Origin of the sequence: Leptolyngbya sp. CCY15150, assembly GCF_016888135.1 — a bacterium.
Taxonomy (GTDB): Bacteria; Cyanobacteriota; Cyanobacteriia; order RECH01; family RECH01; genus RECH01.
The window spans coordinates 142,030-157,402 of the sequence record NZ_JACSWB010000207.1 but is presented as its reverse complement, the minus strand read 5'-3'; the positions used below and the strand labels follow the sequence as shown (position 1 = coordinate 157,402).

Here is a 15,373-nt window from a genome sequence, read left to right as displayed (position 1 = left end):
GTTAGAATTCGGGGGATAGCACTATTATCTCAGCAGGATGTCGAAGAATCCACTCTCTTACGACAGATGCTTTTTTAACGACACCTTCAATTTATCACGGGTTTGTAACAAAAAGAAACATTTCTTTATATACTGTCCATAGGCATACGCTCTTGCCACGGCATTCCGGCACCTTTGGGTCTCGGTCGATGTGAACCGCAGGGCTCTGTGTTTGGGGTTCTCTGATCACCGATAGGGCGATCGCTTCCCCGTTAAAGACCTTTGCCCGGCACAGGCAGGAGCTGAATGTAAACAAATGCAACGAAATAGATGAAAAGGCGATCGCCCCGGAGTCTAGGGTTTTTCCATGAGTACGCTGTTGGCGGCGGCTAGGGACGCGCCACACCATGGGCAGCCAGACTTGAGATAGTCGTAGGACGAGACTTGGCCACAGCGGGGGCATTTGAGCCCATAGGCAGAAGGGGCCGTGGGCTTAAGTGGCTTCAGGGGCAGCGTCGTATCACCGGAATGCTCGACTGCCGGGGTGGTGACGATGGTGGGAGCGACGGTCTCTAAGACGATGGTTCCAATGTGCAGCTCAACCAGGCCTAGACAGAGGCGATCGCCCTCTGCTAAGGGCTGCTCGTCCTCTAGGATGGGACGATGATTGAGCAGGGGAGGATTGCTGGGGCGGAGGCTATGGACGTAGAAGGCTGAACGGGGAGGATCATAGAAGAGTTCGACATGCAGACCTGAGACCGTGGGATGGGATAACACCAGATCACATCGAGACGGATCTCGCCCTAGCCTGACCCTACCCACCTGTTTCGTGAGCATTTGATCGGTCACCGTAAACGATTTGTGTTGCTCATGCTCCACCCATTCCAGCGTCAATCGATTCATGATTTAGGAGTTGAAATGCGACATCGTGATCCCGTTGACCTGATGAACCTCGGTATACCCAGCTAGCTAGGGATTGGTTCAGTCCTGCAGACCTATTCTCTCACACCTATTTCAGGACTGCCTTCTCTTTATAATGGGCCGCATCCCCTTCATGGCTATGCCCATTCATGTCCAATCTGCACCAGCATCGATGGCGGCGATCGCTCTCTATCTTACTTATTCTACTGCTCTGGGGTGTGGCAGGATGTCAGCCGCTGCAGGCTAGGGACAGCAACGGTATTCAGCACCTTACCCTTTGGCATGGCGTCAATCCACCGGCGAACCGCGACGTGTTAGATGATCTGGTGGCACAGTTTAACCAAAGCCATGATCAGATTGAGCTGGAAGCGCTCTATGTGGGGCAGGGCGATCAGCAGATCCCCAAAATCCTCACCGCCGTGCTGGGGCAGTCTCCGCCAGATTTACTGTGGTATGCGCCCATGCTGACGGGGCAGTTGGTGGAACTGGACGCCATCCGTCCCCTGGATGATTGGTATGCGCAAACCAAGCTACTGGATGACTTAGACCCGAGTCTATATGAAGCGATCGCTCTTGAGGATCATCTCTGGTCGGTGCCCTTTGGGGTGAATAATGTAGGGATCTTCTACCGTCCTAGCTTATTTGCAGAAGCTGGCATTGCCGACCTGCCCCGCACCTGGGATGAACTGCGCCGGGTCGCTCAGCAGTTGACAGATAGGGACGCCCATCCTCCCCGGCACGGCATTCTCCTGCCCCTGGGTAAGGGAGAATGGACGGTGTTTATGTGGCTATCGTTTCTTTGGAGTGCAGCCGGGGATCTGCTGGATCATGGCCAGATTCATCTCGTCACGCCAGAAGCGATCGCTGCCCTGCACCTGTGGCAAGACTTAGTTGCAGACGGCTCCGCCCTGCTCTCCCAGCCCGAGCGTGGCTATGAGCTAACGGATTTTCTGGCAGGTAAGGTAGCGATGCAGCTTACCGGGCCGTGGACCTTGCGAGAACTGCGATCGACGGGGGTGGATTTTGCCGTGATGTCCATTCCCATGGATCAGCAGCCCGCCACCGCGATTGGCGGCGAGAATTTATTTATTTTCCGTACCCAGCCTGAACGAGAGCAGGCAGCGCTGCAGGTTGCTGAATTCCTCGTGAGTGAAGCCGCCCAAACCCAGTGGGCCATCGGCACCGGTTATTTACCCGTCAATCTGCGATCGCGGCAAAGTGAGTCCTACCAAGCTGTGGTGCAAGACCAGCCTGCCCTACAGATTTTTCTCGACCAGGCTGAGCAGGGGCGATCGCGGCCGATTTTTGCCAACTACAATCGTCTGTCGGATCAACTGGGGAGAGCGATCGAAGCTGTGGTGCTACAGTCAAAATCACCGGAGGAAGCTTTATCTCAGGCTCAGCAGCGGCTAGATCGCATTCTCGGAACGTCTCCCCATGAGCGATAATTTATTTACCGATAATCCATATGGGGAAATAAGCTGGTATCGACATAGCTCAGCCGCGCCATGGGGCTGAGGGCTTCTAACACCTGTTGTCCGTAGCTCCGATGATTGACGCGGTTATCCAACAGGGCCACCACGCCTTGCGTTTCCCGCACGGGGGCGATCGCTCGCTGCAGGGTGCTCAGGGCTTCCGGCAGGAGATAGAGGCGAAACCAATCTTGGCGATTTTTCTTGTAGGCGGCGACTCGTCCAGCCACGAGGGGATTTTCCAGGGACGGAATCGGCAGGGTTGCCATCACCAAGAGCTGCGGAGCTGGAAAAACGGCTTGGTGGTTTTGCCAGAACTGCCAGCCGCTCACCAAAATGCCGTTGTCATCCAAACAGGTGCGCTCCATCTGCACCCGCGATCCATACTCCGCTGCCAAAACGGAGGCAACTTGAGCCTTGAGGGGTGTGTCATCAACTAAAAGCACGGTTAACCCCGGTCGTTCGGCGCTGATCATCAGCAGATGGCGGATTTCCAGCATCATGGCGGGCTGAAATTCTGGCGTATTAGGAAACGGTAGGCGATCGGGTACGTAAAGCTGAATGCTTTCTTGCTGGCGATCGGGGGCAAATTTCACGCAGGTCATATCCCCCAGCCCTAGGCGCTGGCGATAGACGGTCGCCTGGGTATCAAGCTCCACAGCTCCGCCTATGAGGATCACCGGCTGGAGTTGCCACATGAGATCTAACTGATCGGCTAACTCCAACGGACGACAGTTCAGCGAGAATTTTCCTTGGGCTCGATCAAGCCTAGCCCAAAGCAGGTGGGGTGAACAGGAAAACTGTTCCCAAAAGGCTTGCCAAACCTCTGGCAATTGATCCAGCAGATCCTTTCCTTGAAAAACGCGCCATAGGTCAAATAAGGCATCTTGCTCTTGATCTTCTAGGCGATAGCAGTTGTAGGGATTTTCGGGATGCTGGAAGAGCGATCGCGTTAGATAAATTCGCACATCGCGAATTAGATCAACCTGAGTTGGACAGGCGCGCATCAAAGCATCCCAGTGATTGGGCATCACCTTGGCGGTGAGCTGGTTTTGCACCCAAGCTTCTAGGTCATCAATGCCGTCAACTAAGGTAGGAATATGGTCGGGAATGTGGCCGCTATGCTGGAGGCGATCGCTCAACCAGGCCTCGGGTGTGGTGATCAACAAGCCTTGAAAGGACGATGAGGGCCAGCGATCGCCCACCTGAATAGGCTTGGTGGTGGATATCCACTGCTGTAATCGAGGAATATCAACCTTCAGCAGCCTCGACTGCACCGCCGCCGGCACCACTAATACGACCCCTTCTGTCCACATGAGGGCCGGCAGTAGGTAGCTGATGCGATAGCGACCATGGTAGCCCGACGGTGCGCCGGTTTGAATCAGCGAACTGCGCCCTAGGCGCAGGGCCCGCGCCACTAGCCGCGCCATGGTTAGATGATGGGGCCAGCATGATTCTCCCTGCTGGCGCAGGAAGGCACGCAATTGCTGGTGGACTTCAACCTCAATCACAGGCGCTAGGGTTCCTTCCGGACAACTGACACATGAACCTCCATTGTGACATACTCTTTCATCGCCTACGGTGGTGCCGCTCTATGGATCGAGATGAGGTGAAAAAAGGCTTAAATCGTTACCGATGAAGGCGATCGCCCCTTTAGACAAGCCTGAACCAAGGCTGGGGCAAGGGCTGGATGGCTATCAAAATGCAGATGCACGTAGCTGGCCAGTACCGATCCTTGGCAATATCCTTCTGCCTGGGGCGGCTGGTTCCAGCGACGGAGTTGGTAGGGAGCGGTGGGGGCGATCGCTTGGGGATCGGCGGTATCCCACACTTGCTCAGAATAGTGAAATCGATGTCCGCGTAGGCGACTGCCGGCGGGGAATAGGGTATCGGCAGCCACCACGGTCACGTCGGTATAGCCCAGGGTGGGTCGGCGACCCATCTGCACCCAAAAGGGCAAGAGACCCGCCCAGGGATGCCGTCCTTCTGGGGTGATCAGACCCTGGGATAGATACATCAGCCCTCCGCATTCGGCATAGATCGGCCGTCCTGATTGAGCGAATTCCTGGAGCTGCGATCGCAAATCATTCCGTGTAGCCAGGCGCTCTGCGTGAAGTTCCGGATAGCCGCCCCCCAGATAGAGGCCATCCAGGTGGTCGGGGAAGCGATCGCTCAGGGGTGAAAAATAGACCAGTTCGGCCCCCGCCTGCTGCAAGCGTTCTAGATTGGCGGCGTAGTAAAAGCAAAAGGCTTCATCTCGGGCAATGCCTAAACGCACGGGCGAGGCGGATGGCGTCTGGGGTGTCAGTGTGCCGCAAATGGGCGCGGCTTGGCGGGCTAGGTCAAGAATCTGATCAAGATCGAGATGGGTTTCCACGAGGTCTGCCAACTGATCAATATAGGTCTCTGCCAGATGATCCTCTTGGGCCAGCCATAGCCCCAAATGCCGGCGCTGAATTTCCACCGACGCCTGGCGAGGAATGCCGCCTAGGACTGGAATACCTAGGGGAGCGATCGCTCTCTGGATGCGATCCAGGTGGGAAGCACTGCCAATGCGATTGCAGATGACTCCTGCAATGGCCACATCGGGGTCAAAGGTTGCATAGCCCTGCACTAACGCTGCTGCACTACGAGCGATCGCCCTGGCATCCATCACCAACAGCACCGGAGCCTTCAGCCATTTGGCCATCTGAGCTGTGCTGCCTTCCTCCGTGTCGCCATAACCATCAAACAGCCCCATCACGCCTTCAATCACCGCCACATCCGCATCGTGACAGGCATGGTAGACGGTCTGACGGTTGACCAACGGCGACAGCATCCAGCCATCGAGGTTGTAGGACATGCGCCCCGTGGCCAGGCGATGATGACCCGGATCAATGAAATCTGGGCCCACTTTGAAGGGCTGCACCCGTAATCCCCGCCGCTGCCAAGCCCGCATCAGCCCGATCGCCACGGAGGTTTTTCCCACACCGCTCTGGGTACCCGCGATCGCCACTATGGGAATCTGTCGTTGCATCAGCTCCACTTTTTCACCTACTCATGTCTGTGAACGCTTGGCCATGATGCCATGACGCTAGGCTATTTAACGGTCGAACTCGCCTCTACAGGAGGAGATGATCCTGGTTGACGCGATCAGCATTGATAGTTTGCAGCACGATCAACGGCTGCGATCGCCCGCTAATGAACACCGAGGTATCATTGCCCGTTTGCACCAGCTCGATTTCACGGCGGAAGATGGCTCCTGGACTGCTGCTGTCGCTGAACAGATCTTGTAGATCGATCACATCTCGGTCTAGCTCAAAGTCGGTGATGATGTGGGTGCCACGGTTGCGGGTAAATAAGAACGTATCGCGTCCTGCCCCGCCTGTGAGGATCGTTTGACCATGGCCGCTGATGAGCAGGTCATCTCCGTCACCGCCCACAAGGCGATCGCTGCCGTTGCCGCCTCGCAGGATATCATCTCCGTCGCCGCCCCGCAGGCGATCGTCGCCTGCCGTGCCGATCAAAACGTTGGGCCCAGCATCTCCGGTGAGCGTGATGCCATCGTTGACGGAGAGCGATCGCGTAGCGCGGTCATCATTGAGAATCGTCACGGTGGCGTTGCGTCTTCTGGTTTGAGCATTTCGAACGCTCGTGAGCTGCAGCCGGAATTGCTCATTGGGTTCCACGGCGGTATCGCCGAAAATCGGCACTTTAATGACCTTGCGGGTTTGTCCTGGTCGGAAGACTAGCCGCCCTCGCACCCGTCCATAATCGCTGTTGGCAACCTGGGCTGTGCCGTCTATCGTTTGATATCCTATCTGAACGGGCAAGCCACTCGCCTGGTTGAGGCGGAGGACAATGTTTGCAAAGCGTCGGCCGCGATCGCCCTCCTGCACCCGTACTGCCCTCATCGTGAGGGTGGGGGTTGGATCATCGTTGAGAATTCTAACCACGCCTTGATTTTTTCTAATCTCGGCAGCGGTGGGATCACTGAGGTTGATGAAGAAAGGTTCGTTGCGCTCAAAGCGGCGATCGCCCACGATGGGTAAGGAAATCTGCTGGATGGTTTCGCCGGGCTGAAAGGTGAGGATACCGTCTTGGGCAAGATAGTCTTCTCCGGCAACGGCTGTGCGGTTGGCGGTGGCGTAGTTGACCGTAATCACTTCTGAACTTGGGGCTGTTAATGTGACTGGAATGACGACATCTTGCTGCCCACGATGGCCTTCTATCTGGCGCACATTACGGATAATAATAGAGGGGCGATCGTCGTCGTTCACCAGCGTAGCGGTTCCAACCACGGGCGTAGGATCAGCGTTCACAAGGTTGGTTAAGGCTAGGCTAAAGGTTTCGTCGTCTTCAAAGGCGCGATCGCCGACGACTGAAACGGTGATGAAAGCTGTGGTTTCACCTGCGGGTAAGGTAAGTTGCCCTTGGGTGGGAGTATAGTCCCCGGCGATCGCTGAACCATCTTGAGTTGCGTAGTCAAGCGTGATTGGAGCACTGGCAAAGCCGTTGACCTGTACTTCAAACACCGCATTTTGAGTGCCGCTATCTCCTTCTAAAACCGTGATGTCACGGATGGTGAGTTGAGGTAGGGCGTCATCGTTGAGGAGGGTGACGGTGGCTAGACTTGTGCCTAGAGTGGTGTTGACGGGATTGCTGAGGACAACGTTGAAGCGTTCATCCTCTTCGTTGACTAGGTCGCCGATGACCGTGAGGGATAGGATCGCTTGGGTTTCGCCAGGGGCAAAGGTCAAACTGCCGGCGATCGCTGAGTAGTCTTCATCGCGGCGGGCGGTGTCGTCTTGGGTGCTGTAGGCGAGGGTGATGGTTTCGCTGCTGGGGTTGCTGAGGCGTACGGTCATCGGCGCGAGGGTGGTGCCGCTGTCCCCTTCTGCGACCGTGGTGCCGACTAGGATGACGGTGGGTTGAGGATCGTCGTCGAGGATGGTGGCGGTGCCTTGGGGGGCGGATAGGGTGGCCCCGACGGCATTGGACAGCCCCACCTGAAAGGTTTCCTCGGGTTCAAAGCTGAGGTCGTTGATGATGCCGACCGTCAAGGTTTGCAGAACTTGCCCGGCGGCAAAGGTGAGGGTGCCGCTGTTGGCCAGATAGTCCTGCCCAGCTATCCCACTGTTATCCTCGGTGCTGTAGTTGACGGTCACGGTGCGGCCGGCGGGGCGATCGAGGCTGACGGTGAAGATAGTCTGGCCGGCTCCTTCGTTGAAGCTGCGGTCGGTGATCGACAGCACGGGCGGCAGATCATCATCAACCAGGGTGGCGATCGCTGTTGTGGTGCCGGGAAGAGCGTTGGTGGCATTGCCTAGCAGCAGTTGGAAGGTCTCGTCGTCCTCGTGCAGGTCGTCGCCTAGGATGTTGATGGTGATCAGGCGCTGGGTGTCGCCGGGGGCAAAGGTGAGGCGATCGCCCGCTACGGCGGTGTAGTCGTCGGGGGCGATGGCGCTACCGTTTTGGGTGCGGTAGTCGAGGGTAATCTCTTTGCCAGAGGGGCGATCGAGGTTGACGGTGAACACGGCCGCTCCAGCATTTTCCAGCACCGTGAGGTCGCTGATGCTATAGGTGGGGGGCAGGTCGTCATCTTGGATGGTGCCGAGGGCGCGATCGCTAGCGAGCTCGGCGTTGGTGGCTCCATTCAGCCGCAGTTGAACGATGCGATCCTCGTTATCTAGGTCATCATCGGCGATGGTGACGGTGACCCATTGCCGAGTTTCGCCGGGGGCAAAGGTCAGCGGTGTGGCTAGGATAGGCGTATAGTGAACCGAGCCGATGGCGGTGTCGTCGTCTGTACGATAGTTGACGGTGATGGGTTTACCTGACGCCTGGCTGAGGTCGAGGGTGAAGATTATCTGTCCGGCCTGCTCTGTGGCGATCGCATTCTGAACCGTCAGGACGGGCGGTGCATCATCGTCCAGAATGGTTCCCGTAGCGCTTTCCCGCTCTAGGGTGACGTTAACAGGGTTGCTGAGGTTGAGTTGGAGGGTTTCATTGTCTTCATCCAGACTGTCGTTGATCAGCGGCAGGGAGAGAGTTTGAACAGTTGTCCCTGCTGCAAAGGTAAGAATGCCGGCGGGAGCCACATAGTCGAAAGGGGCGATCGCGGTACCGTTGCTGATTTGGTAGTTTACGGTACTATCTCGACCGGAGGGCGTGTTCAGGGTCAGGGTAAACACCATTTGACCATCGCCTTCCCCGTTGCTTTCGAGGGCCGTGACGTTGCCGACGGTCAGAATGGGGGGCAGGTCGTTGTCTACAATCGTGCCGATGCCGACGCTGGTGCCGAGACGGGCGTTGCTCTCGCTGCTCAGCTCCACTCGGAACTGCTCGGTATCGGCTTCGTCCAGATTGTCGTTGAGGATGGCAACGGTCACCAACTGGAGCGTTTCACCGGGGGCAAAGGTGACGGCTCCGTTGGTGACGGCGGTGAAGTCCTCCGGCGCGATCGCTGTATCGTTGGCGGTGCGGTAGCCGACGGTAATTGGGCGGGCGGAGGGAGTATCCAGGGTGACGGTGAAGACGGCCTGCCCATCGGTTTCGCTACCCAGAGCATCGCTAATGGAGGCGATCGGCGCTAGATCATTATCTAGAATGGTGCCGGTCGCGGAGCTATTGCCCAACGTGACATTGGTGCCATTGTTGAGGTTGATGAGAAAGGTCTCGTCTGCCTCGTCGAGCAGATCGTCGATCACCGTCACCGTCACTAGCTGCAGGGTTTCGCCGGGGGCAAAGGTGAGGGTGCTGGAGGGAATGGCACTGTAGTCGGCGGGGGCGATCGCTGTCCCGTTGCTAGTTTGATAATCGACGGTGATGTTTTTACCAGAAGGAGCATCCAGGATCATACTGAAGATAAGTTGCTCCTCACCTTCGCTGCCGCTGCTGTTGGCGATGGTCAGCACGGGAGGCAGGTCGTCGTCGAGGATGGTGGCGATCGCCCCTGGGTTACCTAAGGTAGCGTTGGTAACGTTATCTAAACTGATCTGAAAAGTTTCTGTATCTTCATGGAGAGAATCGCCAATGACCGTCACCGTCATGGTTTTCAGGGTTTCGCCAGGGGCAAAGGTAAGCGTGGCGGTGTGGGCAAGAAAGTCACGGTCGGCGATCGCTTCTATGCCTGAGGTGCTGTGGTCTACGGTGACGGTTTGGCTGCTGGGCTGAGATAGGGTGACGGTGAAGATCCCGAGGCTATCAACGCCTGTACCTTCTGTAAGGCTGAGGTCGCCGGTCGCGAGATTGATCTGGGGGGTGGCGATCGCTACGCCGCTGGAAAATTCTGAAGTATCCCCGGTGGTTAGGTGAGTGGCCGTGGCGGTGATCAACTCCCCTAGGGCAGCATTCCCTAAGGATGCCGTGAAGGTCACTGTGCCGCTGTCGTCCGTGTTGACAATCACAAACCCTAAAGGCGTCTGTCCTTCTCCATGGCCGCTACTGTCTAGGGCGATGTTGCCGAAAAAATCTAGGCGGAAGCTGGTGTTGGGCGTGCTGGTAAAATTACCCATGACCACCGCATTGCCTTCGATCAATTCCGCTGCGGTGAGCACCGGGAAGTTTTGCAGACCATTGGCTCCCGTATCCGCATCTGTGGGGTCATTGACCGTGACTCCATCCCCGCCGAGGTCAATGCCCAAACCACCGTTGTTGACAATCTGGTTGCCCTGGATGCGGTTGCCCTGGGCGTTGCCGCTCACCACAATGCCGCTGCCTTCGTGGTTGGCGATGCGGTTGCCCTCGGCTCCCGACCCGCCGATGATGGTGTTCGTGCTGTCAGCGATCGCAATTCCAGTCCCGTTGCCCGCACCGACCCCAATATCGTTGCCCTGGATGCGGTGGCCGTTGGCCATATCCGCCAGTCGAATGCCCGCCTGGCCATTGCCGTCGATCACGTTGCGATCGCCCGGTGTAGGGCCGCCAATCACCGTGTCCGCTGCACCGATGATCTGAATGCCGTTGCCGCCATTGTTGGTGAGCCAATTTCCCGTCAGGCTATGGCCATCACTTAATACCAGAATGCCATCGCCGCTGAAGTTGCTAATCTGTAAGCCGCGAATCACGCTGCCCTCCGATCCAGCGCCTAGGACTAGTCCAGTCGCAATTAGTCCGTTGCCATCGAGGGCGATCGCGATCGTTCCGTTACTGCCCACGCCTTGGGTATTGACCACCGAGCCCGGTTGGCTATAGCCCTGGATCGTGATCGGTGCGGTCAGGATCGGCAGTGCTTCATCGAGAAGAATGGTGTGGGGGCCGTCGCCGGGAATATTGAAGGTGATCGTGCCGCCGCCGAGGGCATTGGCATTGAGGATGGCTTGGCGGAGGGTGCCTTCGCCGCGATCGCCCGCGTCAGTGACGACTAGGTCATTGAAGCCAAGGGTGACTAGACCGCTGTTGTGGGTGCGATCGACCCCGTAGGCGACGTTCTCCTCCAGCGTCAGGGTGATGGTTTCATCCGCCTCGGCAAAGTCATCATCAATCGGCACCACCGATAGATTGACCGATGCTACCCCATCGGGAATGACGACCTGCACCTGCGTGGGGCTGAGAATGGTCAGGCTGCCGGCGCTAATGTCTAGGCTATAGTCGGCGGTGAACTGAGCATTGCCGCCCACGGTGAGAACCACCGTAATGTCTCCTGTGGCTGCGTCCCGGCTGAGTTGATAGCTGCCTGGCGTTCCGGCATTTTCGTCCGCCCTGTCCACGAGGGTGGTGATCTGGACGGTGGCAACCCGCTGGATGCTCGCAGAAAACTCGGAGGTACTGCCAGCTTCACTGGTGGCCGTCGCGATAATATGGGGACGCCCAAAGACAGAGGGAGCTTCTAGGCTAAAGGTAGCGTTCCCATCTCCGTTGGTGGTCACCGCTTGGCTGCCCAGATACACTGCTCCTTGACCATTGGGCAAACTGCTAGCGTAGATGTCGATGACCGCGTTGATGAAGGGATTGCTGTTGAAGGTGCCGGTAATGGTGGTGCCGTTGGCGACATCGAGAATGGGCGTATTTTGGAATCCGTTGGGGCCGATATCTGCGTCCAAAGCATCATTGATGGTCTGACCGTTATTACCCAGATCAATGCCCAATCCACCTCCAGCCAAGGTAATTGAGTTGCCGCGAATCGCGTTATTAGTGGCGGTATCCTCAACAGTAACGCCGTTGCCATTAACATTAGTGATGGTGTTGCCTTCTCCAGGCTGAACGCCGCCGACGCGGTTGCCGCTGGAACCAAAGCGCAGATTAATGGCCTGGTTGCCAAAATTGCTGATCGCGTTGCCTTGGATGGTGTTGGCATTGGCGTTGAAGACATCAATACTGGCAAATCCACCGCGAATGATATTACCTTCACCTGCACCTGCCCCCCCAATCAAACTGTTATTGGTGCCGCTAAGCTGGATGCCCAGGATGCCGTTGCCCAACAGGGTGGTACCATCTGCCGCCGCACCGATGTAGTTGCCCTGGACGGCTAAGTTGGCGGTATTGAAGGAAAAGATGCCGATTTGGTTGCCGGAAATAACGTTGCGGCTAGCGGGGGGGGTACCGCCGATATAGCTGTTGGTGCCAAATTGGCTAACGAGAAGTCCCTGATCGTTGCGGGTTGAAGCGTTGACGACCAATCCCGTGGCGTCGGTGCCGATATAGTTGCCCTGCACCACTACATCGCGGGTGTTGATTTCAATCCCCCGCTGAAACTGGTTGAGGACTAAACCTGAAATGACGCTGCCCGCCGCTCCTTCATTGAGCAATAGCCCTGCAAAGCTTCCGGTGCCCTGGCCTTGCAGGACGATGGTGAGGACGGCATTGCTGCCCTCGGTTTGGGTGTTTTGATCTGACCCTGCTTGGCTGTAGCCATCAATGGCGATCGCTGCCGTCAGGGCCGGTAGGGCGGTGGCTAGGGCAATGGTGTGGGGCCCATCTCCGGGAATAGCGAAGGCGATCGCTCCTCCCCCGGCCGCATTGGCCGCTAGGATGGCCTGCCGTAGCGATCCGGCACCCTCGTCATTGGTATTGGTGACGGTAAATGTAATGTTTGCGCCGCCTGGCGTGGCGTTGAGCCCAAAGGCGATCGTGTCTTGACTGACAATAGTATCGCTGCCATCGGGGCTGCGCACCAGGGAGCGTCCGGCATTGTCATTGCCCCAGTTTTCCACGGTGTTGACGAGGGTGGCGGTGGGCGAGAAACCATTGTAGCTGCTGGGATTGGCGGCGATCGCTCCGTCATAGCGCAGTTGGATATAGGCGTCGTCGCTAGGATCGTAGACAACAACGTTGTCGCCGCTATTATTGAAAATGCTGGAGCTAGCTCCGGCATCAAACACTAAGGTATTGGGAGAAAAGATAGGTAAGCTACCGCCTGCCTGCACCCCCGTCACCACCACGGCGTAGCTGCCCGGCTGCAGAACCGCATCGTCAGGAAAGGTAAACCAGCGACCCGCTTCCCCATCCCAGAGTTCCAAACCGCCGAGGTCAATGGGACGGGTACCCACGTTGCGTAGTTCGATAAACTCATCCGTGTCACCAGCAATGCCATTGCCATCTGTATCGATGTTGGCTGTAGCGCTAGTCGGATCAATCAGCAGTTCATTGATGGCAATACCGCCACGCAGCACACTGGTCGTGAAGGGCATGGATGAGATCCTTGTTTAGTGAAGGTATGAGATGAGGTGAAAGCCTTACAGCCATGGGTGGTGTAACCTCCGCCGACCCTAGGCAAAAGGGGGTGCGTCCAACCAAGCGGTAGCCAACGTGTCGATGGATGGGCTGAATCCGCAATCGTCGGAGATGCCGTAATCTCCAACCGGGATGGGGCTTGGGTGTCATCGCGCAGTGCCGCCACGGCATCCCCATGCTAATTGCTCAAAGCTGGCTCAACCTAAGATCAGGCTGAGCCTCGAAGCATGGGGATCCTGATAGCAATGCCTGAGCTAGCTAAGATGCGTTATGAAATGCCCCTGGCAATAGTACTGAATGATGTCTGTCTGTGTGAACAACGAGCACTATCACGTCAGCAAATACACCTGTACAGCAAAAAAGGCCTTCCTTAAGTAAAGGCTATGTTGAGAGGCGATCGCCAGCTTTCCTTCTATGCTTCATATAGATTTTACGGGTTAGAAATGATTCGTTAAGACTTGATGAACCTCTCCCGTCTTCTTCATGTAACTTGATGAAGAATCAGGATAGCTCAACGAGGATAGTTCTCTGTTGGTATGAGCAGGTGATCTGGTCTGAGCGATCGCTGCCCATGGTAGCAGTGCCCTAACCCATGGAGATTGCCCTAGGACGCAGAACATCGTCAGAGCAATCCGGGGACTTGTCCTGTCGATTCATCAGGGCGACTGGGAGAGGATGTCAACCCCGAGTCAGTTCCTAAAGCAAATGCCCCCTCAACTGTGGCGAACCCAGGAGGAGGCATTTGGGATAATCAAAGATTGAACGTCAGCCTGATGGATTTCGGCTGAACCGTTGATGGACACTCTGCGTTGGTTGTCTTAGCAAGACCCGGCAGGGCTTTGCTTCCCTGGCAGGAGACCGCAGGGCTGACTAAAGAGCTTGGCGAGATACGATTTTTTCAAAGGTAGCCTGGGTTTGATGCAAAAGCTGCCCGCGGCTATCGCCCATGTGGGTGAGAGGAGGAACCAAGTTGCGAGCCTGCAGCGCCATGTGAAGTTGCAGATGGGCGACATACTCACTGAAATCTTCTCTGGATGTAACGTCTACTTGAGAATTAATCGATGACATCGAAGCTTTCTACCTCTTGAGCCTGCAATCAACAGTGTTAGGACTGAGCGGGAGGGAGCAGTGGTGGGATCGTGGTTGACCCATCAGCAAACGCTAGACCATGCAACCATGTCTAAGTCCATGGTGGATCTGGGATAACCGTTTGGGTAACTAACGTCACCTTAACTGCCCGAATGAACTGGGGATGAAACCCAAGGTTCTCTAATCAATGCTATCGAAGTTACCACGGCGTTATGGACTTCAAGAGAAACTCGCAATGAAGTGTAACCAAGATGCTGGTAAATATTGCAATTTGTAAAAAAGCGGCAGCTAGGATACGGGTTCTAGGTCGAAAAAGGTCTCAAAAATGCGATCGCCCACTTGGTTGATCTGGGATTGTAGGTTGTCCAAAAATTCGTGGAGCCCCTTCTCCATGATTTCGTCCATGGTCAGGTAGTCCAGTTCCGATCGCAGTTTGCCAAGGGCGCGTTCCGACGAGTTGCGCCAGGTGTCTGCTGGATAGCCGGTGATGTGGTGGAGCGATCGCTCTGCCTCAATCAAGCAAAATTGGATAGACCGGGGAAATTGGCGATCGAGGATGAGGAATTCTGCCACCTCGCGGGGATTAATCCGCTGCTGCCGTTTGCGGTACATTTCATAGGCACTGGCCGATTTAAGCAGGGCAATCCACTGTAGTTCATCCAGGGTGGTACCGACGTCATGGATGGACGGCAGCAGGATGAAGTATTTCACGTCTAGAATCCGGGCGGTTTTGTCGGCCCGTTCCAGCAGCCGTCCCACATGCCCAAAGTGCCAGCCTTCGTTATGGGACATGGTGGCATCCATGACGCCGGAAAAGAGGTGGCTGGCCATTTTCACCTCTGCAAAGAAACTGGAGAGGTCGGCCAGGGATTTGGCTTTGGAGACATCCTGCACCATCAGGTGAAACGAGTTCACCTGTTCCCACATTTCTGAGGAAATGATTTCCCGCACCGATCGGGCATTTTCCCGCGCTGCCCGCAGGCAGGAGGCGATGGAGTTGGGATATTGGTCATCAAAGGTGAGGAACTGAATGACGTTTTCTGCGGTGGCTTCTCCATAGCGCTTCTCAAATTCCTGGAGATCGCCGGTGGTAATAATCAGCGGTCGCCATTGCTGACGAATGCCTAGGGGATTATCCAGCAGCAGATTCAGGTTGACGTCGATAAACCGAGCGACATTTTCGGCTCGCTCAACATAGCGGTTGAGCCAATAGATGGAATCAGCGACGCGACTCAGCATAGAACGTTAGAAAGGTAGGT

The 15,373-nt window shown here is 56.3% G+C and carries 7 protein-coding genes; 1 reads left to right on the top strand and 6 read right to left on the bottom strand.

From position 1 onward, the window contains the following. Positions 1-333: 333 nt before the first annotated feature. Entirely contained in the window at positions 334-882 is a 549-nt protein-coding gene (locus JUJ53_RS14720) for an FHA domain-containing protein (protein ID WP_204152779.1), read from the bottom strand. Between the two features lie 167 nt (positions 883-1,049). Between JUJ53_RS14720 and JUJ53_RS14715 the strand changes: the two genes are divergently transcribed. Further along, positions 1,050-2,348: an ABC transporter substrate-binding protein gene (locus JUJ53_RS14715; RefSeq protein ID WP_204152778.1), complete on the top strand. Its 1,299-nt coding sequence runs from the start codon at positions 1,050-1,052 to the stop codon at positions 2,346-2,348. 5 nt (positions 2,349-2,353) lie between these two features. Here JUJ53_RS14715 and JUJ53_RS14710 read toward each other — a convergent pair whose 3' ends face one another. The 5 genes from JUJ53_RS14710 to JUJ53_RS14690 all read right to left on the bottom strand — a co-directional run bounded on the left by JUJ53_RS14710 (position 2,354) and on the right by JUJ53_RS14690 (position 15,353). After that, positions 2,354-3,883: a helicase C-terminal domain-containing protein gene (locus tag JUJ53_RS14710; protein WP_204152777.1), complete on the bottom strand. Its 1,530-nt coding sequence runs from the start codon at positions 3,881-3,883 to the stop codon at positions 2,354-2,356. 110 nt (positions 3,884-3,993) lie between these two features. After that, positions 3,994-5,388 carry a cobyrinate a,c-diamide synthase gene (locus tag JUJ53_RS14705; protein ID WP_204152776.1) on the bottom strand — a complete coding sequence of 465 codons (1,395 nt, stop codon included), beginning with the start codon at positions 5,386-5,388 and terminating at the stop codon, positions 3,994-3,996. 85 nt (positions 5,389-5,473) lie between these two features. Then, positions 5,474-12,982, bottom strand: coding sequence for a Calx-beta domain-containing protein (locus JUJ53_RS14700; RefSeq protein WP_204152775.1), 7,509 nt, complete (start codon positions 12,980-12,982; stop codon positions 5,474-5,476). A gap of 913 nt (positions 12,983-13,895) precedes the next feature. Beyond that, positions 13,896-14,093 carry a hypothetical protein gene (locus JUJ53_RS14695; protein ID WP_204152774.1) on the bottom strand — a complete coding sequence of 66 codons (198 nt, stop codon included), beginning with the start codon at positions 14,091-14,093 and terminating at the stop codon, positions 13,896-13,898. 309 nt (positions 14,094-14,402) lie between these two features. Next, the gene (locus tag JUJ53_RS14690; protein WP_204152773.1) at positions 14,403-15,353 is read right to left on the bottom strand and encodes an alpha-E domain-containing protein; all 951 of its coding nucleotides are present in this window, start codon (positions 15,351-15,353) and stop codon (positions 14,403-14,405) included. Positions 15,354-15,373 lie beyond the last annotated feature (20 nt).

Bases quoted from the DNA above. Each gene is read 5' to 3' on its own strand.
- JUJ53_RS14720 (WP_204152779.1), bottom strand. From the start codon at position 882: ATGAATCGATTGACGCTGGAATGGGTGGAGCATGAGCAACACAAATCG.
- JUJ53_RS14715 (WP_204152778.1), top strand. From the start codon at position 1,050: ATGTCCAATCTGCACCAGCATCGATGGCGGCGATCGCTCTCTATCTTA.
- JUJ53_RS14705 (WP_204152776.1), bottom strand. From the start codon at position 5,388: ATGCAACGACAGATTCCCATAGTGGCGATCGCGGGTACCCAGAGCGGT.
- JUJ53_RS14700 (WP_204152775.1), bottom strand. From the start codon at position 12,982: ATGCCCTTCACGACCAGTGTGCTGCGTGGCGGTATTGCCATCAATGAA.
- JUJ53_RS14695 (WP_204152774.1), bottom strand. From the start codon at position 14,093: ATGTCATCGATTAATTCTCAAGTAGACGTTACATCCAGAGAAGATTTC.
- JUJ53_RS14690 (WP_204152773.1), bottom strand. From the start codon at position 15,353: ATGCTGAGTCGCGTCGCTGATTCCATCTATTGGCTCAACCGCTATGTT.